This is a genomic window from Kordiimonas sp. SCSIO 12610 (assembly GCF_024398015.1).
GTDB lineage: Bacteria > Pseudomonadota > Alphaproteobacteria > Sphingomonadales > Kordiimonadaceae > CANLMI01.
Map to the genome: position 1 here is coordinate 2,415,001 of NZ_CP073747.1, position 19,774 is coordinate 2,434,774.

The 19,774-nt window shown below is 45.6% G+C and carries 18 protein-coding genes (1 of these 18 cut by a window edge); 7 read left to right on the forward strand and 11 right to left on the reverse strand.

The features are described from left to right. The 3 genes in view from KFF44_RS11410 to wecC are tightly spaced (each overlapping or abutting the next) and all read left to right on the forward strand, a layout consistent with a single transcriptional unit that may run on beyond the window. Positions 1-955, forward strand: the 3' portion of a protein-coding gene (locus KFF44_RS11410; protein ID WP_255934386.1) for a TIGR04063 family PEP-CTERM/XrtA system glycosyltransferase. 302 nt of this gene lie to the left of the window's left edge; 955 of the gene's 1,257 nt are visible here — the last part of the coding sequence; its start codon lies beyond the left edge, outside the window; the stop codon is at positions 953-955. Continuing rightward, complete coding sequence (wecB, locus tag KFF44_RS11415) at positions 952-2,070, forward strand: non-hydrolyzing UDP-N-acetylglucosamine 2-epimerase (protein ID WP_255934387.1); 1,119 nt, start codon at positions 952-954, stop codon at positions 2,068-2,070. The genes KFF44_RS11410 and wecB overlap by 4 nt, the downstream gene beginning before the upstream one ends. Then, positions 2,060-3,310 (forward strand): UDP-N-acetyl-D-mannosamine dehydrogenase, encoded by a 1,251-nt coding sequence (gene wecC / locus KFF44_RS11420; protein ID WP_255934388.1) that lies wholly within the window; start codon positions 2,060-2,062, stop codon positions 3,308-3,310. The genes wecB and wecC overlap by 11 nt, the downstream gene beginning before the upstream one ends. A gap of 50 nt (positions 3,311-3,360) precedes the next feature. On the opposite strand, the gene KFF44_RS11425 is transcribed toward wecC, so the two are convergent. Beyond that, on the reverse strand, positions 3,361-3,789 hold the full coding sequence (locus KFF44_RS11425; protein ID WP_255934389.1) for a CBS domain-containing protein: 429 nt from the start codon (positions 3,787-3,789) through the stop codon (positions 3,361-3,363). 243 nt (positions 3,790-4,032) lie between these two features. Between KFF44_RS11425 and KFF44_RS11430 the strand changes: the two genes are divergently transcribed. From KFF44_RS11430 to KFF44_RS11440, 3 genes are read left to right on the forward strand one after another with little or no spacing between them, the layout of a single operon-like run. Then, positions 4,033-4,320, forward strand: coding sequence for a hypothetical protein (locus KFF44_RS11430; RefSeq protein ID WP_255934390.1), 288 nt, complete (start codon positions 4,033-4,035; stop codon positions 4,318-4,320). An 11-nt stretch (positions 4,321-4,331) separates the two neighbouring features. Then, positions 4,332-5,459 carry a mechanosensitive ion channel family protein gene (locus tag KFF44_RS11435; protein WP_255934391.1) on the forward strand — a complete coding sequence of 376 codons (1,128 nt, stop codon included), beginning with the start codon at positions 4,332-4,334 and terminating at the stop codon, positions 5,457-5,459. A gap of 11 nt (positions 5,460-5,470) precedes the next feature. Then, a complete protein-coding gene (locus KFF44_RS11440; protein ID WP_255934392.1) occupies positions 5,471-5,851 on the forward strand; it encodes an acyl-CoA thioesterase in 381 nt (126 codons plus the stop codon). On the opposite strand, the gene arsH is transcribed toward KFF44_RS11440, so the two are convergent. The 4 genes from arsH to KFF44_RS11460 form a co-directional block, all read right to left on the reverse strand. After that, positions 5,848-6,564 (reverse strand): arsenical resistance protein ArsH, encoded by a 717-nt coding sequence (arsH, locus tag KFF44_RS11445; protein ID WP_370691090.1) that lies wholly within the window; start codon positions 6,562-6,564, stop codon positions 5,848-5,850. The two genes, KFF44_RS11440 and arsH, sit on opposite strands and share 4 nt — an antisense overlap. Before the next feature lie 127 nt (positions 6,565-6,691). After that, complete coding sequence (locus KFF44_RS11450; protein WP_255934393.1) at positions 6,692-7,057, reverse strand: hypothetical protein; 366 nt, start codon at positions 7,055-7,057, stop codon at positions 6,692-6,694. A 116-nt stretch (positions 7,058-7,173) separates the two neighbouring features. Further along, the gene (locus tag KFF44_RS11455) at positions 7,174-9,357 is read right to left on the reverse strand and encodes a tetratricopeptide repeat protein (protein WP_255934395.1); all 2,184 of its coding nucleotides are present in this window, start codon (positions 9,355-9,357) and stop codon (positions 7,174-7,176) included. Between the two features lie 140 nt (positions 9,358-9,497). Continuing rightward, a complete protein-coding gene (locus KFF44_RS11460; protein ID WP_255934396.1) occupies positions 9,498-9,971 on the reverse strand; it encodes a transcriptional repressor in 474 nt (157 codons plus the stop codon). A gap of 598 nt (positions 9,972-10,569) precedes the next feature. Here KFF44_RS11460 and KFF44_RS11465 point away from each other — a divergent pair. Further along, entirely contained in the window at positions 10,570-12,630 is a 2,061-nt protein-coding gene (locus KFF44_RS11465) for a TonB-dependent receptor (protein ID WP_255934397.1), read from the forward strand. An 88-nt stretch (positions 12,631-12,718) separates the two neighbouring features. Here the strand turns inward: KFF44_RS11465 and KFF44_RS11470 are convergent, their stop codons facing one another. The 6 genes from KFF44_RS11470 to KFF44_RS11495 form a co-directional block, all read right to left on the reverse strand. Next, complete coding sequence (locus tag KFF44_RS11470; RefSeq protein WP_255934398.1) at positions 12,719-14,035, reverse strand: amidohydrolase; 1,317 nt, start codon at positions 14,033-14,035, stop codon at positions 12,719-12,721. 74 nt (positions 14,036-14,109) lie between these two features. Then, positions 14,110-15,264 carry a rod shape-determining protein RodA gene (gene rodA, locus KFF44_RS11475; RefSeq protein WP_255934399.1) on the reverse strand — a complete coding sequence of 385 codons (1,155 nt, stop codon included), beginning with the start codon at positions 15,262-15,264 and terminating at the stop codon, positions 14,110-14,112. Beyond that, complete coding sequence (gene mrdA / locus KFF44_RS11480) at positions 15,264-17,117, reverse strand: penicillin-binding protein 2 (protein WP_255934400.1); 1,854 nt, start codon at positions 17,115-17,117, stop codon at positions 15,264-15,266. Before mrdA ends, rodA begins: the two co-directional genes overlap by 1 nt. 21 nt (positions 17,118-17,138) lie before the next feature. Continuing rightward, positions 17,139-17,645 carry a hypothetical protein gene (locus KFF44_RS11485; RefSeq protein ID WP_255934401.1) on the reverse strand — a complete coding sequence of 169 codons (507 nt, stop codon included), beginning with the start codon at positions 17,643-17,645 and terminating at the stop codon, positions 17,139-17,141. Beyond that, positions 17,635-18,579 (reverse strand): rod shape-determining protein MreC, encoded by a 945-nt coding sequence (mreC, locus tag KFF44_RS11490; protein ID WP_255934402.1) that lies wholly within the window; start codon positions 18,577-18,579, stop codon positions 17,635-17,637. Before mreC ends, KFF44_RS11485 begins: the two co-directional genes overlap by 11 nt. A 50-nt stretch (positions 18,580-18,629) precedes the next feature. Continuing rightward, complete coding sequence (locus KFF44_RS11495) at positions 18,630-19,664, reverse strand: rod shape-determining protein (protein ID WP_255934403.1); 1,035 nt, start codon at positions 19,662-19,664, stop codon at positions 18,630-18,632. Positions 19,665-19,774 lie beyond the last annotated feature (110 nt).

Genomic DNA, 19,774 nt, shown 5'->3' on the forward strand with positions numbered 1-19,774 from the left:
TATCATTCATACCCATTCCCCTGTTTTGAATTTTTGGCCTTTATACAGTGCGTTTAAAAACTCCTATCCAATCGTCTACGAGATCAGAGCCTTCTGGGAAGACGCAGCAGTTAACCACGGCTCTACATCGTTCGGAAGTCCAAGATACAGAAGCACAAAAACACTGGAAACATTGGCAATGGAACGTGCTTCCCATGTTATTACAATATGTAATGGGTTGAAGCGCGATATTCTATCGCGTGGTATCGCCCCTTCAAAGGTAAGCGTGGTCCCCAATGCTGTTGAGGTTAACCGCTTTCCGCCCATTAAAGAGCGTAATATAAAATTAGCCCAGAACCTTAATCTTGAAGGGTATTTCACGCTGGGGTTTGCAGGATCATTCTATGACTATGAAGGTTTAGACCTTCTAATCGAAGCCCTGCCCCTTATTCATAGTAAACACCCAAAGACAAAAATTCTTCTGGTGGGGGGCGGCCCTAAAGAAAATGACCTGAAAACATTAGTTGATAAGCTTGGATTATCGGACTTTGTTGTTTTCACTGGCAGGGTCCCGCAATCAGAAGTCAGGGACTATTACAGCATTGCTGATTTGATGGTTTATCCAAGATATTCAATGCGCCTCACAGAAACGGTTACCCCTTTAAAGCCTCTGGAAGCCATGTCCATGAAACGCACTGTTCTTGCGTCGGACGTGGGAGGACACCACGAATTAATAGAAGACCGCAAAACCGGTTTCTTATTTAAAGCAGGTGACAAATCAGATTTGGCTAACAAGGTATGTGATATTGCAAATTCAATTTCTGAATTGCCTGCAATATTAAACAACGCGCGGCATTATGTGGAAAATGTTCGCAATTGGGAAAATAGCGTTGCGAAACACAAACCTATATATGAAAACCTAATCAAGACATTTGCAAATCACCAACTTCATAAAGACATGGTCAACACTAGATGAAAATACTAACTGTTTTAGGAACGCGACCAGAAGCGATTAAAATGGCGCCAGTTATTTCTGTTCTGGCTGCAGACCCGAGATTTGAAAGTAAGGTCTGTGTGACAGGGCAACACCGAGGAATGCTTGATCAGGTTATTCGTTTTTTCGAAATCAACGTCGATTTTGACCTCAATGTTATGAAGGAAAACCAATCGCTTGCAGATACCACAAGCGCAATCTTAAAAGGGCTTGATGATATAATAAAGCAAGCATGCCCAGATCTTATTCTGGTGCACGGTGACACCAATACAACATTATCGGCAAGCCTTGCGGCATATTATAATCAGGTTGATATTGGTCACGTTGAAGCCGGCCTTAGAACACATGACCTTTATTCACCGTGGCCTGAAGAAGGCAACAGACGAATCACCGACCTTTTATCCAGTAAGTTTTTTGCACCAACTGAACTCGCGAAAGCCAACCTTGTTAAGGAAGGTGTTGAGGCAACCAAGATTACTGTATCAGGCAATACAGTCGTTGACGCACTCTTGAATGCGAAAGCCCACATCGACAATAACCCTGCGCTTTCGAAAGACCTTCAAGACCGTTATAGCTTTCTGGACAAAAACAAACGGCTCATACTCGTAACCGGTCACCGCCGGGAAAATTTCGGTAAAGGCGTGCAAGAGATTTGCAGTGCCTTGCAGAAAATCGCAAAAATGGATGATATCCAGATCATTTATCCCGTTCACAGGAACCCAAACATTCAGGAACCCGTATTCGCCGCCTTGCAATCATCAGCGAATATTCATCTGATTCCCCCGCTCGACTATCCTGATTTTGTGTATTTGATGAACCGTTCGTATTTAATTTTAACCGACTCTGGTGGTATCCAGGAAGAAGCCCCGTCCCTTAACAAACCCGTTCTCGTGATGAGAGATGTCACAGAGAGGCCCGAGGGTCTTAGAGCAGGGACATTAAAACTGGTTGGGACAAATGCAGAAAAAATAGTTGAGAATGTTCACACGCTATTAAGAGATAACGGCGCATATTCTGCCATGGCTAACGCCGATAACCCTTACGGCGATGGTCAGGCATCGAAACGAATTGTGGACGCCCTCTATAATGATAAGTGAAACGACCGAATTTAAGTCAATATGCGTTGCAGGCCTTGGGTATATCGGCCTGCCAACAGCAGCACTGTTTGCCAAGTCTGGCATACAGGTGTTTGGATATGACGTTAATCCGTCAACAGTTGAAATCATTAACAATGGCCAAGCGCATATTAAAGAAGTTGACCTTGATGGATTGATACAAGGGGTAACCGCAAACGGTATGCTGACGGCATCCACAAAACCAAGCAAAGCGGATGTTTATATTCTTTGTGTACCAACACCGTTTTCAGATAACCAAAAACCCGACCTTAGTTTTCTTGAACAGGTTTTGGACGATATTGCGCCGCTGATTAAAGTTGGCGACCTGATCATTATAGAATCCACCGTTCCACCGGGGACAACACGAAACATATGTACACTGCTAGAAGAAAAACGCCCTGACCTCAAGGAAGCTGGGGGTGCGGGAACAGCCTATTACGCTGCGCACTGCCCGGAACGTGTGTTACCGGGGCGTATTTTAATCGAATTGGTCCAAAACGACCGCATTATTGGTGGCATGACCGAGCCATGCGCGGACAAGGCCCGCAACCTCTATGAAACAGTTGTACGCGGCGAATGTTTTCTAACAACATCGCAAACAGCCGAACTCGCCAAATTGTCTGAAAATGCTTTTCGTGATGTCAATATTGCCTTCGCCAATGAACTTTCGGTTATTGCTGGAAAATTAGACATTGATGTTTGGGAGCTCATTTCACTCGCTAACAAGCACCCGCGTGTGAATATACTAAACCCAGGGCCCGGTGTTGGTGGCCATTGCATCGCGGTTGATCCATGGTTCATTGTTGATGCAGCGCCAGAAGAGACAAAGCTTATCAAAACAGCGCGTTCTATTAATGATAGTATGCCGCAGAATGTTGTCGAGCGTATTCAAACAGCTGCTGAAAAACTGAAGACACCGAAAATTGCTTGCCTCGGCCTTGCGTTCAAAGCCGATATTGATGACCTGAGATCAAGTCCGGCGCTGGAAATCACTGAAAAACTGGCATGTAATGATAGCTATGAGGTTCTGGCAGTAGAACCAAACATCAAACATTTGCCTTCGTCATTACAAAATGGAAATGTTGAATTCACTTCATTACAGGACGCACTTAAACGCGCGGACATTGTTGCCCTCTTGGTGGACCATACCCAATTCAAGCGGATTAACAGAAAACAACTACTTGATAAAATTATCATAGATACAAGGGGGCTTTGGAGTTAATCAAAGCCCTACTTAAATTCCGACCATAGTTTATATAGGTCAGGCTATATTTAAGCCATGGCAATATATTCTTTAAGCGCTTCGGCTTCTTGCTCTGTTTCCTGAAGACGTTCTTTGACCAAATCACCGATGGATACAATTCCGATTAGGTTGCCATTATCCACCACAGGAATGTGGCGTATCTTTTTTGCGGTCATTAATGCCATAAGCTGCTGTACTGTATCATCGCTTTTACATGTAAAAACCCGTTGGGTCATAAGATGATCAACGGTATCGCTGAGGGCATCCGCACCCTTCTCTGCAATCCCGCGCACAACATCACGTTCCGAGATTATCCCGCATAATTTACCATTTTCGATGATTGGGACGGCCCCTATTTTATGCTCGCCAAACAATTTTGATATTTCGAGAACAGATGTTGTTTTCGTAACAGAAATAACATCACGGTTCTTATTTCCCAAAATTTGACTAACATTCATATGGAATTCCCTCCTAATGGTTTGAACTTACTCCGCCCTCTCTAACAAAACATAGTATGCCTGTTTTTTGTTTTTTTTGCAAAATTTGGTTCATTATTATGGCCTAACTGCTTATTGTTAGGGCCGATAAAGGTTGGGTGCGTTCTTAGACCGCAGTCACAGATCAAATAAAAACTCTATGGTGTCGGCAAAATTAGTAAAATAGTCGCATCGATATAATGCGGCCACTATAAGGAAATCATTATGAAAAAAGCTCTGGCAGTAATAGGGTTTTGCTTGATTGTGAGTGTCATTAGTTTTGTTGGCATTCGTGAATATATGGAATCAGAAGGCATTGATTTTACAATTCACGGTCAGATTGCCATGGGCATTGGTATTTTCTTTACCATGTTAATTGGATTTGGCCTGATGGCACTTCTATTTTTCAGCAATAAAAACGGTCATGATGAAGTTGTTTATGAACTAAGTTCTGAAGACGGCTACAAGGCATATTCAAACAACAGCTCTGACGAAAATAACCAACAGGGATAAATATTCTTTTCATGGAAAGCTTCAATGACTTTTGGATACTCGTGCAGGACGTCTGGAATAACGGCCTTTACGGTATAAACATAAGTAAAATCATCATTGCATTCGGGATTTTCTCTATTTTCCTGATCGCTCGCAATCTTTTCACGCGCCTTATTTTAAATAGAATAAAAAAATGGGCATCAAAAACTGAAACAGAAATTGATGATGCGGTCGTTGAGGCAATTGAACCGCCAGTGCGCTTTATTCCGATCGTTATGGGTATTTTCTTCGCAACCGAATATATAGGCCTGAACGGTGATACAGCCGAATTCGCGGAAGCCTTAAATCGTTCGCTGATCGCATTCTTGATTTTCTGGGCGCTCTTTAGAGCGTCTGAGCCCGTCGGTGGACTGCTTCAAAAAGCGGATAAGTTTCTCACGTCCTCAATGATTATCTGGCTCGCGAAAGCAATCAGGATTGCCTTTGCGCTATTGGGGGCAGCTACAATTCTGGAAATTTGGGGCATCCATGTTGGCCCTCTGATCGCTGGCCTTGGCCTTTTCGGGGTTGCCGTTGCCTTGGGCGCACAAGACCTCTTTAAAAACCTGATCGCGGGCCTGTTTATAATCGGCGAAAAACGTTTCCATCCGGGGGATTGGATTTTAGTCAAAGGCGTTGTCGAAGGCACTGTCGAGCAGATCGGTTTCAGAACAACAACCATCCGCAGGTTTGATAAAGCCCCTGTTTATGTTCCAAATGCACAATTATCCGATAATGCCGTTACGAACTTTTCCCGAATGACATTTCGCAGGATTAAATGGCTGATTGGATTGGAATATAGATCAAGCGCTGATCAACTGGAAAAAGTACGAGAAGGCATCGAAACTTACCTTAGCAACAACCCTGCTTTTGCAAAACCTGATGAAACAGCGACCTTTGTACGAATTGATAGGTTCTCGGATAGCTCAATTGATATTCTTTTATACTGCTTCACCAAAACTACCGATTGGCTGGAATGGCTTGCAATCAAGGAACAATTGCTGATCGAAATCAAACGTATTGTTGAAAACGCGGGAACCGGATTTGCTTTCCCTTCGCAGTCGCTTTACGTCGAAGCCTTGCCTGAGGATATTGAAATACCGATGTTGGGCCAAAAATAAAGGACACAATCATGCCAAATACAGGCCGTCAGGCAACAATTCGCACAGTGCCGCAACCTTCTGAATTGAATGTAAACGGAAATATCTTTGGTGGATGGGTGTTATCTCAAATGGATATCGCGGGCGGCGTTGTTGCTGGTCGCCGCGCAAACGGTTCCGTTGCAACAGTAGCGATTGAAGGTATGAAGTTCCATCAACCGATTGAGGTCGGTGATGTCGTCAGTGTCTATGCTGAGGTTGAAAAAGTTGGCCGCACGTCGATAACTGTCTCCATAGATGTCTACGCCGACTGCGGCACGAAAGAACCTCACAAGGTTACCGAAGGCAAATATATCTTCGTCGCGATCGATAAAAACGGCAAACCCCGCGCCGTTGACAATGCCAGCGATTAAACGCTTCGCTGGTTAACACGTTTAATCAGGGCCTCACCACTTTCAACACGCTCAGAATACCTGTCCGTCAGATAATCAGAATGTTGCCTGGTCAACAGAGTAAACTTCATCAGTTCTTCCATCACATCAACAATCCTGTTGTAATAGCCTGATGGTTTCATCCGCCCATCCTCTTCAAATTCAAGGAATGCCTTCGCAACCGACGATTGGTTCGGAATGGTGATCATGCGCATCCAGCGTCCAAGAACACGTAACTGATTGATCACATTGAAAGATTGCGATCCACCGCAAACCTGCATTACCGCAAGTGTTTTACCTTGTGTTGGACGAACCGCACCTAGGCTTAGCGGTATCCAGTCGATCTGAGCTTTCATGATACCAGTCATACTTCCATGACGCTCGGGCGAACACCAAACCTGACCTTCCGACCAAATCACAAGCTCCCTAAGCTCTTGAACTTTTGGGTGATTTTCGTCTTCATCATCCGGTAATGGCAATCCTGAAGGATTGAAAACCCGGGTTTCTGCTCCCATGGCCTCTAATATACGGACACATTCCTCAATAACGAGCTTACTGTATGACCGATCCCGCAACGAGCCGTACAGCAGTAGAATTCGAGGTTTATGCTCTAATGGTTCGGCCCTAAAGGCATCGGTAGTTGGACACTCAAACTGACCAGAGTTGATATGGGGCATATGATCAAACTTAGACATTTTCACCTCAAAGCATCGCTATAATTCATAACAATATGCAATGCCTCAAAATCGCAGAAAATACCAGTTCAGAAATATGACAAATTGACTACCAGATATTATGCTAGTGCGGGGAATAACGCTAATTCTAGTTTGGTTCTTGCGCCTTGGGCTCAGCACTTAAGTCCACACCGGACTTTTCAACCTGATCAGCACAATATAACGCAATACTATCAAGAAGTTGCCGACTTTCGGGCCCAATCTCGTTTCTCGCCAGTTCAGCTGCTAAATCCAGAAAACGCTCGAAATCCATGCGCTTTTGGAATTCCTGCATCGTACAATCACACAGCGCTTTACAGGCCACTTCCCCAACACTTGGTACACAGCTTCTCATGCATTTTTGATGCTCCACGCCTATCAAAGCTTCAGGGATTTTTGTATCTTGCGCAGACAGTCCAATTGATAAAGTTAAGACAGTCCAAAACCCAATAATAATGCTTGATAGTCTTGCCATGGTTTTAACGTCCTCCACACATAACATAATCATTTATGAACTTTATTCTGGAATAAGGCCAGAAAGATGGCAATTTTTCTTTTATAAAACGCTTTTTGGATAAAGCCGTTATAGGCTTAAGTCTTTTGCGACAAAATTAATGGTCTCAAAGCACGAGCGGTCCAGCTATCCAAATCAATTGTTTCAGGCGCTACCGCCTCTGCCTTTGTGCGCGCATACTCGGCGTCTTCATACCGTTCTTCGCATTCCTTTAAAAACCCGGCATAAAGCGCCCAATTCTCAAAATTATCCGGTGTCAATTCGATCGCCCGCTCAAATGCTTCTTCAACCAAGGCGCTATCAGCTTCCATCATGAAAAGATATTGCCCATATGCGCGCCATGCATCGGCGTTATCACTGTCGATTTCTAAAGAGCGTTCAAAATGATCCCGCGCAGCATCCTTACGGCCCTGCACATATCTGATTAATCCAATATCCTGATCAACAGTCCCACAAGCATTATCGAGTGTTTGCGCGCGCAGTAACGCTTCTTCCGCGTCTTCGATGTTCCCGACATCGTAAAGCAGCATACAACCATATTCATGCCATGCAAAATGATCATCCGGTGACAGCGATACCGCCTTGTTCAAAAGTTCAGCTGCTTGCGCGCTATCAGGTTTCACATAACGCATAAGCCTGCCAACAAGAGCACATGCATATGCATTGTCTGTGTCGAGTTCGATCAATTGCAGCGCTTCATTGATCACAAGGTCTGGCCTGTAGAGGCCAAACTGCGCCAACCAGACAATATCATATAATGCAGCGATATGATCAGGCTTCAGTTCCAAGGTTTTCGAAAGTGCTTCCCACGCCTTTTCCATATTTTCCAGATGATAGAGCGATAATTGGCCTAATTTATGCCATGCCCACGTATAATCAGGGCTTAACTTGATCGCTGCTCTAAGATGGGTTTCTGCTTCTTCAAATTCAGACCCGAGTTCAAACAAAACGGCACCCAAATAAGCGTGTGCCCAGTCGTAATTGGGGTCCGATTTCAATGCAGCACGTAGCCACTTTTCTGCTTGTTTTCTGTCTTTTAGTGCCAAATAATAAACTTGAGCCAAATGCGTTAAGGACCATGCACTATCAGGGGCTAACTCGCACGCCTTTGTCAGCAGTTGAACACCCTCGTCAAGCTTATCGGCTTTTTCCCAACACAACCATCCAAGTCTGGTCAAAATATCATGGTCGAAAGGATTTAAATCCAGGGCCCGACGATAGTAGGTTTCAGCGGTTTCCACATCGTTCAAATCATTATGGTACAAAATACCAATTCGTCGGATCGCTGCGGCGTCACCTTTGTCCAACTCTAACACCCGCTTGTAATAAACAAGGGCCTTTTTGGGTTGATTTAACTGCTCTTCGTACAAAGCAGCTAAGTTAAACAACGCTGGAACATCACCGACATCCAGTTCAATCGCGCGCAGAAACGCCCGTTCTGCCTTACCTGGGCAATTCTCTTTGATATATCGCACTAACCCAAGATGAAAATATGCCCATTGATATTCAGGCCACAAGCGAACTGCCTCCTCAAGGGAACGTTCCGCTTCATCATACGCTTCATTTTGCCTGTAAAGGCTCCAGCCTAACCATCCATAATAATAGCATTCTTTCGGATCGAGGCTAATTGCATGCCTTAGCATAGCCTGCCCCTCGTCAGCACGGCCCATAAAATCGGCAAGCATAATACCAAGCTTGCCCCATACCCAATCATCCGTCGGGTCTTCTTCGAGCGCACGTCTATACGCGCTTTCCGCTTCGTCATATTTTTGAAGATGAACGCTCAACAGATGCCCATACTGAGCCCACGCCCAAGTATCACTTGGGTCAATCTCAATCACCTGCTCCCAAATATTTTCTGCTCGTGTCCAGTTTTGTTTGGCTTCGGCAAGTTTCGCTTCAGTGATTGCCTCGTTCTTGTGGTCAACGCCCGCCATGTGCGGTGGCTGGAACAGTTTCTTTGCACGCTTTGGGCTTGCGGTTGCCCTCATACTCAGGGCTTCAATCGCACCTTCAGCTTCCTCAAGGTCAGGTTCGATCTCAAGTGCGCGCTTAAAGGCTGTTGCCGCTTCACCGCGTTTACCAGGCTGCGCAGCCAGAATATTGCCAAGCACCTGCCAAGCCGACGCATTTTTGGGGGTCAAACTTAATACAGCACGAGCTGTTGTCTCAGCAGAATCCAAAGCGCCCTCAGCGATTTGCCGAGACGCCAGTTCCAGGAATTCCTGCGCGGTTGATGATATGTCTGCCTGAATAGCCATAAGAAACAGCATTTATACTGAGACTAAGTAAAAAACCAGTATATTATTGAGAAGTATTTTTATTAAAACTGTCGATATATGTTCGGGCGCTACAAAACAGTATTTGTATAAACTACTGATACGCTCTGGAACATGGACACTTAAGCCGCTTCCTGGGACCCGCGACAGTTTGAGCACACCCCATGAAGTTCAAGGGTTTGGCGATCAATTGTGAAATTTGAGCTTTTTGCTGCCCCCAAAACCGCACTATCAAGTGCAGGTGAGCTCATTTCCTGAACAGTTTCACATTTATCACAAATCAAAAATTGACTGATATGGGCGTCTTCAGGATGGATGCATCCAACATAGGCATTCAGCGACTCAATTTTGTGAACCAACCCCTCTTCCATGAGAAAGTCTAGCGCACGATAAACTGTGGGTGGTTTCGCTGAGCCACCCTGCTTTGCCAATTCATCCAGAAGGTCATAGGCTTTCACCGCACTATGACCTTGCCACACCATTTCAAGGATTTGCCGGCGCAGTTTCGTGAACCTTGTACCTCTTTCGGTGCAAATCTTTTCGGCTTTGGCGATAGCATCTTCAATACAAACGTTGTGATCGTGCGAATGTGTCACAATTATACCTCATAATATATTTTAATAACTATAACGCTTTAATTTAAAAGATTCTAGTCTTGACAGTCAGTTACATAATAACATATTCCGTTTTCGTTGATTAACTGCTGAGCGGGGATTGGATGTTGTTCAGGCAACATAAAAATAAGACTATATTCAGGGCTGTATTCTCAGCTTTGATGTTCTTATTGCTCGCGGCACAAGTATCTGTAGCTGCCCATTCCGCTGAATTTGATCATGACTTTATCGGTGAAACACTTGATTGTAGTGTTTGCAAACACTCTTTAAGCAAAGATGATTTAACCATTGATGGACCTGTGGTCATAACACGGTCATACAATGTCTATCGGGTCAACTATACAAGACCTCATCAAATAACAGCATTCTATCAACTGCTTGATTATACACAATCACGCGCCCCTCCATTACTCTAGGTAATTCGCACACCTTATACATCCGTGTGCTTTGTTGAAGATTATCTCTAGCTGCGTTCTGTCATCTATTCAGACACTGCAACTATCATAATCATTCCAGTACAATTGTTTTCTCATGGGATATTCAGAATCTGAATATTGCTTGAGGTAAAGAAAGCTCGAAAATGAAATATTACAGCTCAGCGGCAAGCATCCTTGCAATTACCCTTGCAACGTCAGCAACGGTAAACGCACAAAGTACTACTGATCACAATGAAGTTGAAGAAATTATTGTATCAAGTAGCCCAATTCAAACAACATCAACCAATGTTGCACAAGGTATCAGTATCCTAACTGGCGAAGAACTAGATCGTCTTGGCAGCACAACACTTGGTGACACGCTTGATAGCCTACCCGGCATTTCACAAACTGCATTTGGTCCATCCGCATCACGCCCGATCATTCGCGGCCTTGGCGGTGACCGCATCCGTATTTTGATTGCAGGGATTGGAACAATTGACGCGTCAACAACAAGTGTTGATCACGCACTTGCACTTGACCCTGAAACAGCAGAAAAAATCGAAGTTCTTCGTGGCCCTGCCACATTACTTTTTGGTAATAACGCAGCGGGCGGTGCGATCAACGTTTTTGACGGCCGTATCCCAACACAGCTTCCAGAAGACGGCGTTGAAGGCCAAGCAAAAGCTGAATACGATACAAATGGTAACGAGTTTAACACCACAGGCTCTGTAACGTTTGCCGCAGGTGACAAGCTCGCGCTTCACGCTGATATCAGCTATCTTGATCGCGGTGATATTGATATCCCTGGCTTTGCCACTTCTGATGCCCTGCGTGCTCAGTTGGCGGCAGAAGGTGAAGAAGTCGAAGAAGAAGAAGGCACTGTTGCAAGCACTGCCCAAGAGAGAACAGCTGGCTCATTCGGCGCTTCCTACATCGGTGAAACTGGTTTCTTCGGCGTGAACGTTAGTTTCTTCGATAATACTTATGGTCTTCCTGTTGTAGAAGAAGAAGAGGAAGAAGAAGGCGGCGAAGGTGAGGAAGAAGGCGAAGAAGAAGGTATTTCAATCGACCAAGACCAATTCCGCCTGGACTTCCTTGGTGAAGTAGAATCTGATTTCCTTATCTTTGAGAAAACAAAGTTCCGTTTCGGTTACGCAGACTACGAACACGTTGAACTGGAAGGCGACGAAATCGGTACGCAATTCTCAAACGAAGGTTGGGAAAGCCGTGTGGAATTTGTCCAAAAAGAAGTTGAAGGCCTGAAAGGGGCTTGGGGCTTCCAAATCCGTGACCGTGACTTCTCAGCAATTGGCGCAGAAGCGTTTGTTCCACCGAGCGAACAGGTTCAATGGGGTCTCTTTGGTCTTCAGCAATTTGAAGATGGTCCATTACTACTAGAGGCAGGCCTTCGTTTTGAACGACAATCAATCGAAGTCGCGTCAACTGGTTTTGACCGTAATTTCACAGGCGTTTCCTTCTCTGGCTCTGCTATTTACAGGCTCGAAAATGATTGGCAGGTATCTGTTTCTGGCTTCAGAACTGAGCGCGCACCTACCGTTGAAGAATTACAGTCCAATGGTCCACACCTTGCAACTGGTGTCTTTGAGATCGGTGACCCGAACCTTGATGAAGAAACAGCGATTGGTTTCGAACTTAGTATTGAAAAAACAGATGGTCCGGTAACAGGTGGCCTTAATTTCTTCAATACAAGCTATGACGACTTTATCTTTGAAGATTTCACGGGTGAAATCGAAGACGGTTTACCTGTTGGCGTGTTTACAGCAACGAATGCCCGTTTCTGGGGTATCGAAGCTGACTTCAAATGGCATGCTTACGAAGACGGTGACGACTCGTTCCATATCAATGCTGGTTTCGACTTTGTTCGTGCAACAGATACAGAGAATGATAATCCGCTTCCACGCATCCCTGCTTTCTCTGCAAGAGTTGGTGGTGTTTACCAGTCTACAAACTGGGATGCTTATACAACATTAGAATGGACAGATAGCCAAAACCGTGTTGGCAATTTCCAGCTTCCAACAGACAGCTTCTTTGACCTAACTGTTGGTGCAACGTTCCATCCGATGGGACCGGAAGGACCGCTCCATCTCTATGTTGAAGGTAAAAACTTGTTCGACGAAGAAATTCGCTATGCAACAAGCTTCCTAGCGCAAACTGTTCCTGCACCGGGTGCACGCGTTCGTTTCGGGGCTAAAGTTACCTTCTAAAGCAGCATAGAATGCTGGTAACACAAATAAAAAGCCGGGTCATTGACCCGGCTTTTTTATCAGCTTGGTCACTTTAAAACCAATCCTTCTACTTACGGGGCAGCAATTCCAACACGGCCTGTGTCATTGCCTCTACACCGCCCTTCAGGGTTGCTTCACGGTCAGGTGCGAAAAACGGCGAATGTAAGCTTGGGAGCTTCTTTTTACCGGCGTTTGCAAGCGCTACATCATCAGCACTTACCCCGCCAAGCCAAAACATTAGACTTGGGATTTTAGGTTCAACACGACCAAAATGCGCAAAGTCCTCAGCGCCCATAACGGGGCTTACTTTCTTCACACGATCACTACCGAGCTTATCAGTGAGTGTATTAAAAATGCGTGCTGTTAATTCAGGATTATTATATGTCGCCGGGGTAGATTCGCCCACAGTGACGACAGGCATTTTGTCCTCAGGCAACCCAAAGGATAACGCCTGCGCGCGGGCAATGCGCTTAATTCCGTCCAATATATTCTTCCGGACGTCATCTTTATAGGATCGAACTGTAATCTGAAGGTGCGCCCCATCTGAAATAATATTGTGTTTTGTGCCAGAGTGAATGGACCCAACAGTCACCACAGCCGCTTCAAGCGGTGAAGTTTCCCGCGAAACTAGCGTTTGCAGGGCAACAACAATATGCGACGCCAAAACAACCGGATCTTTGGTCGTATGCGGGTAAGCACCGTGACCACCAATCCCCTTAACTGCAATGTCAACAGAATCGACATTTGCAAGTGCATAGCCATCGACTAGTCCAACAGTCCCAGCCTCCATGGATGCATTAACATGGAGCGCGAGGTTATAATCAGGGCGAGGGAATTTCTCGAACAACCCCTCTTCAATCATGGCCACAGCACCAAGTACTCGTTCTTCCGCAGGTTGCCCTACCATGACAAGTGTCCCCTGCCAACTATCACGCATGGCAACCAGCCTCCGTGCAGCACCGACAAAGCTTGTCATATGCACATCATGGCCACATGCATGCATAACTGGAACAGTATTTCCATTATCGTCAATGGTTGTTGCGCGGCTCGCAATGTCCAGTCCTGTCTGCTCAAGAACAGGAAGGCCGTCCATATCTGCCCTTACAAGCACCGTCGGGCCATCGCCATTTTTCAAAACACCTACAAGCCCATAGCCACCAAAATTGTCTGTGACTTCAAACCCGATATCTCTCAATTCTTTTGCAATTCGGGCAGATGTTTTTTCTTCTTGCAGGGATATTTCAGGATTTTGATGTAAGTGGGTATATAAATCTGAAAGATAACCATAATCCTTATCAATTGCGGTCTTCAAATCGTCACTCACAACAGAGAACGATAAAGCTGTAGAGACCAGTGCCCCAATCAGATATTTTCGCTTATTCATCCCGTAATTCCCTCCCGAATAATAAAATAGAAATTGCTTCAATCATGTTAGCGACATTAGGCATTTAATAGCAATTATGCTAGCCCGCTACCTTTTGGAGCCAAAGTCACATGACGGTGAGTGGCAGCAGATAAAATCAATCCATAGGCTACGCACCAAGTCAGCATTGCCGACCCACCGTAAGATACCAAAGGTAATGGCACCCCTACAACTGGCAGTAACCCCATAACCATACCAACATTAATGAATACATATAGAAACAGTGTGATCGACAAGCCAGCAGCCAGCAAACGCGCAAATTGGCTTCTGCAAGCGATACCAATCAAAATACCGTACCCAAGAACAATCCCGTACATTGCAAGCAAAATAAGCCCGCCGATCAAGCCAAATTCTTCAGCCAATACAGTAAAAATAAAATCAGTTTTCATTTCGGGTAAGAAATTAAGTTGGCTTTGCGTTCCTTGCAGAAAGCCCTTCCCGGTTAATCCACCGGAACCCGCAGCAATTTTTGCCTGCGTGATCTGGTAGCCAGCGCCAAGCGGGTCAGATTCAGGGTTTAAAAAGGTTAAAACACGACTTTTCTGATACGGTTTCATCAATTGCCAGACAATTGGTATTGCCGCCAAAACCGCGCCACCCGCGGAAATAAATAACCATTTCGAAAGACCAGCCATAAATATAATAGCCGCCCCGCCAGCAACAATCATCAATCCAGTTCCAAGGTCCGGTTGAATAACCACCAACCCAACAGGAAGGACAATCAAAAACCCTGGAATAATCAGATTTATCAAGCGCTTACTTTGTTCAAGGCTTCGGCTATGATAATAACGGGCAAGCGCCATTACCGTTGCTATTTTCATCAATTCCGAGGGTTGAATTCGCATGAAACCAATATCAAGCCAGCGCTGCCCCCCCATACCAGTGGCACCGATAAGCTCAACAGCAATCAATAAGGCTACACCAGCAAACCATGCCGGATACGCAAGCGCCATCCATACCCGAATATCGGTTACAGCGATACCAATCATCAGTATAATCGCTGCGCTAAAGCGGATAGCCTGCCTTGAGGCCCATGGGTCCCACTCGCCACCAGCAACCGAATAGAGAATAGCAAAACCGGTTCCCGCAATCGCAGCAGTTATTAAAACAACGAACCAATTTAATCCTATAATTCTTTGAAAGACATTTTTGTTAACCCGTCTTGGACCAAACATGCGTGCAGACCCCATCAAACTTCCTCACTTAATGAAGAAGGTTGCTGAGGTTCAGCTCGTGCCCTAATTTCTGCGGCCTTATCCAAGAGAGCCCGACCCAATGGCGCCGCGGTACTTGCGCCGCCGCCACCATGTTGCACCAGAATAGAAACAGCAAATTGCGGGTCCTCGGCAGGTGCATACGCAACAAACAAGGCATGATCACGCGATGCCCACGGTAATTCTTTATTATCCAGTACACCAGTAGTATTGCGTTCTTGTATTGTGATACGCCGTACTTGTGCAGTTCCTGTTTTTCCAGCTATTTTCTGAGCGGTTTTCGGTCGTTTCGGGTCAAAGGCTGTTCCCCTAACGGCGGTTACCCGCTCCATACCCTCTCGAACAATATCAAGGTGTAAGGGATTAATACGCATTCGGCCAAAATCATTATCGTAAAGAAAAGGGTCTTGATAATCAGATTGCGACGCCATGAATAGCGACGGCTTGACTTCCTTACCTGAAGCTATTCTTGCTGTCATAACAGCAAGTTGCAAAGGCGTGGCGAGTAACGCGCCTTGCCCGATTGAAACATTTAGTGTTTCACCAAGTTGCCAACGTTCCCTCCGGGTTCGCTCTTTCCATTCGCGGGTCGGAACTAATCCCGACTTTTCTCCGTCAACACCGATATTATGCAACTGTCCCAAACCAAACCGATTTGCCATTTCAGCAATTTTATCGATATCCATTTTTTCGGCGAGTTCATAAAAATAGACATCGCAGCTATTGGAAATCGCACCAACCAGATCAAGCTTACCATGGCCACCGCGCTTCCAGCAGTGAAAGGTATTATCCCCTAATCGGTGACGTCCATTACAATAATATTCAGTATCAGGCGTCACCAATCCCTCTTCAAGGGCCGATAACGCCATCAACATTTTAACCGTTGAACCCGGTGGATACAGCCCATTAACACATTTATTAACAAGCGGTTTTCGGGGGTCCTTCAACAAGGAATTCCAGTTTTGGCTACTAATACCGCGCGTAAATTCATTTGGGTCATATGTCGGGGTGGACGCAAGCGCCAGAAGCTCACCGCTCTTGATATCAATAACAACCGCGCCTGCAGCTTCTTCACCCAGAATTTTTGTTGCTTCACGTTGGAGTTCAAGATCAATGCTAAGGTTCAGATGATCGCCAAATGTGGCATCTTGCCTGCCAGGTAATTCACGAATCTCGCGGCCAACCGAATTAACTTCAACCCTGCGCGTCCCGGCATAGCCGCGTAAATGCGCTTCAAATCTGTCTTCAAGGCCTTGTTTGCCAACTTTAAACCCGGGCAATTGATAGAGTGGGTTTTTGTTAACATCATCCTCATCAGGACTAGCAAGATATCCGACAATATGCGCAACATCGTTACCATTTGGGTAATGGCGAGACAAACCTGCGTCCGTCAGGACCCCAGGAAGCTCAGGAGCATCAACATTCACGCGCGCAAATTCATCCCATTCAAGACCTTCCGCAACAGTTATGGGAACAAATTTGCGCTGACGTTTAATCTGGCGCTCTATCCGCCGAAGTTGACGGGGGGAAAGATCAATAATTCGCCCAAGTTTATTTAATGTTTCTTTGCTGTCATCAGTTTGTTCCGGCACTAGGAACACCCTGAAATCCTGCCTGTTAGTTGCGAGTTTCCGGCCCTTACGGTCCAAAATATCACCGCGCTCAGGCGCGATTAACCTAAGCGAAATTCGATTTTTATCTGCCCTAACTTTATATTGTTCCCCTTCAACGACCGAGAGATAATACAACCGTCCTCCAAGGGCTGATAAAACAAGCCCCTGCCCCCCTGCAAGAAGCAGGGCACGCCGGCTGAATAATTGGTATCTCATTCCCTCTTTAGACATAGGTAATTACATCATTAATCGTCTTAAGCGTCCTAAAACAAACGCAACAGGGGCATATGCTATCACAGTTACTCCCCATTGACTAACCACAGGCTGTACAGGAATCATTTTACCACTAACTAACGAAGTAACAATCCAGCCCCCAGTATATAATACAAGGGCAAGTACTGCGAAGATTGCCCAGTATAATACCCGAGTTCGTCCTCTGTAGTGTTTCAGTTGGGTAATTACAAACAGCCTTGTGCACAGAAGAATTGCCATGTTTAAACCGAGTGGCACACCGAGCCAGAGATCCAGAAAAAATCCAATCCCTGCACATGCACCAAAAGGTAACAAAAGTGGTCTAGCCGACAACCAGTAAAATGCGGATATAAGAACGAAATGGGGCATAGCTGCTGTTGTCACAACGCTACCAAGCGGCAGCAGCATAATGAATGCAAAAGCAACCGTTACAATAATTGGAACGAAGCCCACCAAACCGAATGAAGCGAACAAAGGTTTTCTAAGTGCCATTTGCACCTCCCTCTGTTTCAGCGTTTGGGGTTTGCGCTCCTATCTCGGATGGTTGCGTCACAGGTTCCAATTGGTCCTCAGGGTCAATTAACTCATCCTCAGGAACCTTTGGCTGGTAATTCATCACACGGACATAATCAAGGCTAGAGATAGAACTCGTCGCACGAATTGTAACCTTGTCAAGAGTTACCGATAACACCTCAGCCATCGGCAAATCAGGTGGAAACGCGCCTCCATGCCCTGAAGTTAAAAATCTGTCACCGACTTCTAGTCTGACTGTAGGTGGTAAATATTTTACCTCCAAAAAGAGTTCATTCGTGCCTTCAATAATCGCCAAATCACCTGTTCTTTCTAATTTAACAGGGATATGGCTATTCACATCTGTCAGCAGCAAAACACGGCTACTTAAGTAACCGACTTCAATGATACGACCTACGATGCCGCCATCGTCAATAACAGGAGCATTTCTGCGTACACCGTCGTTATGTCCAACATTGATCACAACACTTTGCTCGAAGGCGCCGCCGCTTGAGCCAACAACACGTCCTGTCGCTGCGGTAGGGACTTCGCGGCCAGGTACTTTTAAAATTGACCTTAACTGCTCATTTTCACGGTTTAACTGAAGTGCGGTTTCACGCCACTGCCGTAAACGCTCATTTTCTTCGCGTAAATTTTGATTTTCCAGATAAATATCAGAAACACCTGCAAGGCGTTCCAAGCCATCCTGAGTGGCGCGGATAGGCTGTTCCAAAACAGTTAAAATTGGGGCTGCAATATCATTCGCATAGGACCTGACTTTTGAAGGAACACTGTTTCCCAATGCTTCCAGAACCAAAAATACTATCGCAATAACAAGATAAAGCCAAAAATACCCTCGGCCTTTATTAACACGGCGGCGCCCGAAATTATCACTTAGCATTGATGATTGCATCATTTGGATCGAGCGCCTGTATCAGTACCTATCGTTTCATAATGTATCTATAATCAGTAGCTATCAGCCAGAACAAGACGATACTGATCTTCTTCCAACGCCTTACCAGTGCCCAGAGCAACACATGTTAACGGCTCTTCGGCAACCGTAACCGGTAGGCCAGTTGCACGGCGAATAACAGTATCAAGATTTTCCAGAAGTGCACCACCACCTGTCATTACAATACCGCGGTCCACAATATCCGCAGCGAGTTCGGGCGCCGTTTGCTCTAGTGCAACCTTTACACCTTCAACGATTGCACTGACGGGTTCAGACAGGGCTTCAGCAACCTGTTGCTGGTTAACCTCAATTTCTTTTGGTACGCCATTCATCAAGTCACGGCCTTTGATCATCATCGTGCGGCCAATCCCATCCTCAGGCACCATTGCTGTACCAATTTCTTTTTTGATGCGCTCCGAAGTTGCCTCACCAATCAAAAGATTATGATTACGGCGGATGTATCCAATAATCGCTTCATCCATCTGGTCACCACCAACACGAACTGATGTCGCATAAACGATACCACAAAGTGACATAACGGCGACTTCGGTTGTGCCACCACCGATATCAACAACCATCGAACCCTGTGGCTCAGTAACAGGGAGCCCGGCACCGATAGCAGCAGCCATAGGTTCATCAATGAGATACACCTTACGAGCGCCTGCTTGCTCGGCTGATTCCTGAATAGCTTTACGTTCAACGGCAGTTGAACCAGATGGTACACACACAACAACCTGCGGGCTTGCAAAAGAACGGTTATGAACTTTCTGAATAAACACCTTAATCATCTGCTCAGCGACATGGAAATCGGCGATAACACCATCACGAAGCGGTCTGATCGCAGAGATACCGCTCGGCGTACGGCCTAACATTAATTTTGCCTCATCGCCAACAGCAATCACACGGTCACGGCCATGCTCGTTTTTGATCGCAACAACAGAAGGTTCATTCAAAACGATACCTCTGCCCTTAACATAGACAAGTGTATTCGCGGTTCCTAAATCAATTGCCATGTCAGACGAAAACATGCCGAGCAACTTAGATAGCATTTAGTGCCTCATAAATTCGGGGTCAAAATTTCAGAAGGGCCGATTGATCACAAGCGCCCCCAACAGGTTTGTTATGGGGCAGAAGCGCCCCATACACAAGTTTTCTTGCG

What these genes read in the sequence shown, in the direction of transcription:
- wecB (WP_255934387.1), top strand. Translation starts at nt 952, where the DNA reads ATGAAAATACTAACTGTTTTAGGAACGCGACCAGAAGCGATTAAAATG.
- wecC (WP_255934388.1), top strand. Translation starts at nt 2,060, where the DNA reads ATGATAAGTGAAACGACCGAATTTAAGTCAATATGCGTTGCAGGCCTT.
- KFF44_RS11425 (WP_255934389.1), bottom strand. Translation starts at nt 3,789, where the DNA reads ATGAATGTTAGTCAAATTTTGGGAAATAAGAACCGTGATGTTATTTCT.
- KFF44_RS11430 (WP_255934390.1), top strand. Translation starts at nt 4,033, where the DNA reads ATGAAAAAAGCTCTGGCAGTAATAGGGTTTTGCTTGATTGTGAGTGTC.
- KFF44_RS11435 (WP_255934391.1), top strand. Translation starts at nt 4,332, where the DNA reads ATGGAAAGCTTCAATGACTTTTGGATACTCGTGCAGGACGTCTGGAAT.
- KFF44_RS11440 (WP_255934392.1), top strand. Translation starts at nt 5,471, where the DNA reads ATGCCAAATACAGGCCGTCAGGCAACAATTCGCACAGTGCCGCAACCT.
- arsH (WP_370691090.1), bottom strand. Translation starts at nt 6,564, where the DNA reads ATGTCTAAGTTTGATCATATGCCCCATATCAACTCTGGTCAGTTTGAG.
- KFF44_RS11450 (WP_255934393.1), bottom strand. Translation starts at nt 7,057, where the DNA reads ATGGCAAGACTATCAAGCATTATTATTGGGTTTTGGACTGTCTTAACT.
- KFF44_RS11455 (WP_255934395.1), bottom strand. Translation starts at nt 9,357, where the DNA reads ATGGCTATTCAGGCAGACATATCATCAACCGCGCAGGAATTCCTGGAA.
- KFF44_RS11465 (WP_255934397.1), top strand. Translation starts at nt 10,570, where the DNA reads ATGAAATATTACAGCTCAGCGGCAAGCATCCTTGCAATTACCCTTGCA.
- KFF44_RS11470 (WP_255934398.1), bottom strand. Translation starts at nt 14,035, where the DNA reads ATGAATAAGCGAAAATATCTGATTGGGGCACTGGTCTCTACAGCTTTA.
- rodA (WP_255934399.1), bottom strand. Translation starts at nt 15,264, where the DNA reads ATGGGGTCTGCACGCATGTTTGGTCCAAGACGGGTTAACAAAAATGTC.
- mrdA (WP_255934400.1), bottom strand. Translation starts at nt 17,117, where the DNA reads ATGAGATACCAATTATTCAGCCGGCGTGCCCTGCTTCTTGCAGGGGGG.
- KFF44_RS11485 (WP_255934401.1), bottom strand. Translation starts at nt 17,645, where the DNA reads ATGGCACTTAGAAAACCTTTGTTCGCTTCATTCGGTTTGGTGGGCTTC.
- mreC (WP_255934402.1), bottom strand. Translation starts at nt 18,579, where the DNA reads ATGATGCAATCATCAATGCTAAGTGATAATTTCGGGCGCCGCCGTGTT.
- KFF44_RS11495 (WP_255934403.1), bottom strand. Translation starts at nt 19,664, where the DNA reads ATGCTATCTAAGTTGCTCGGCATGTTTTCGTCTGACATGGCAATTGAT.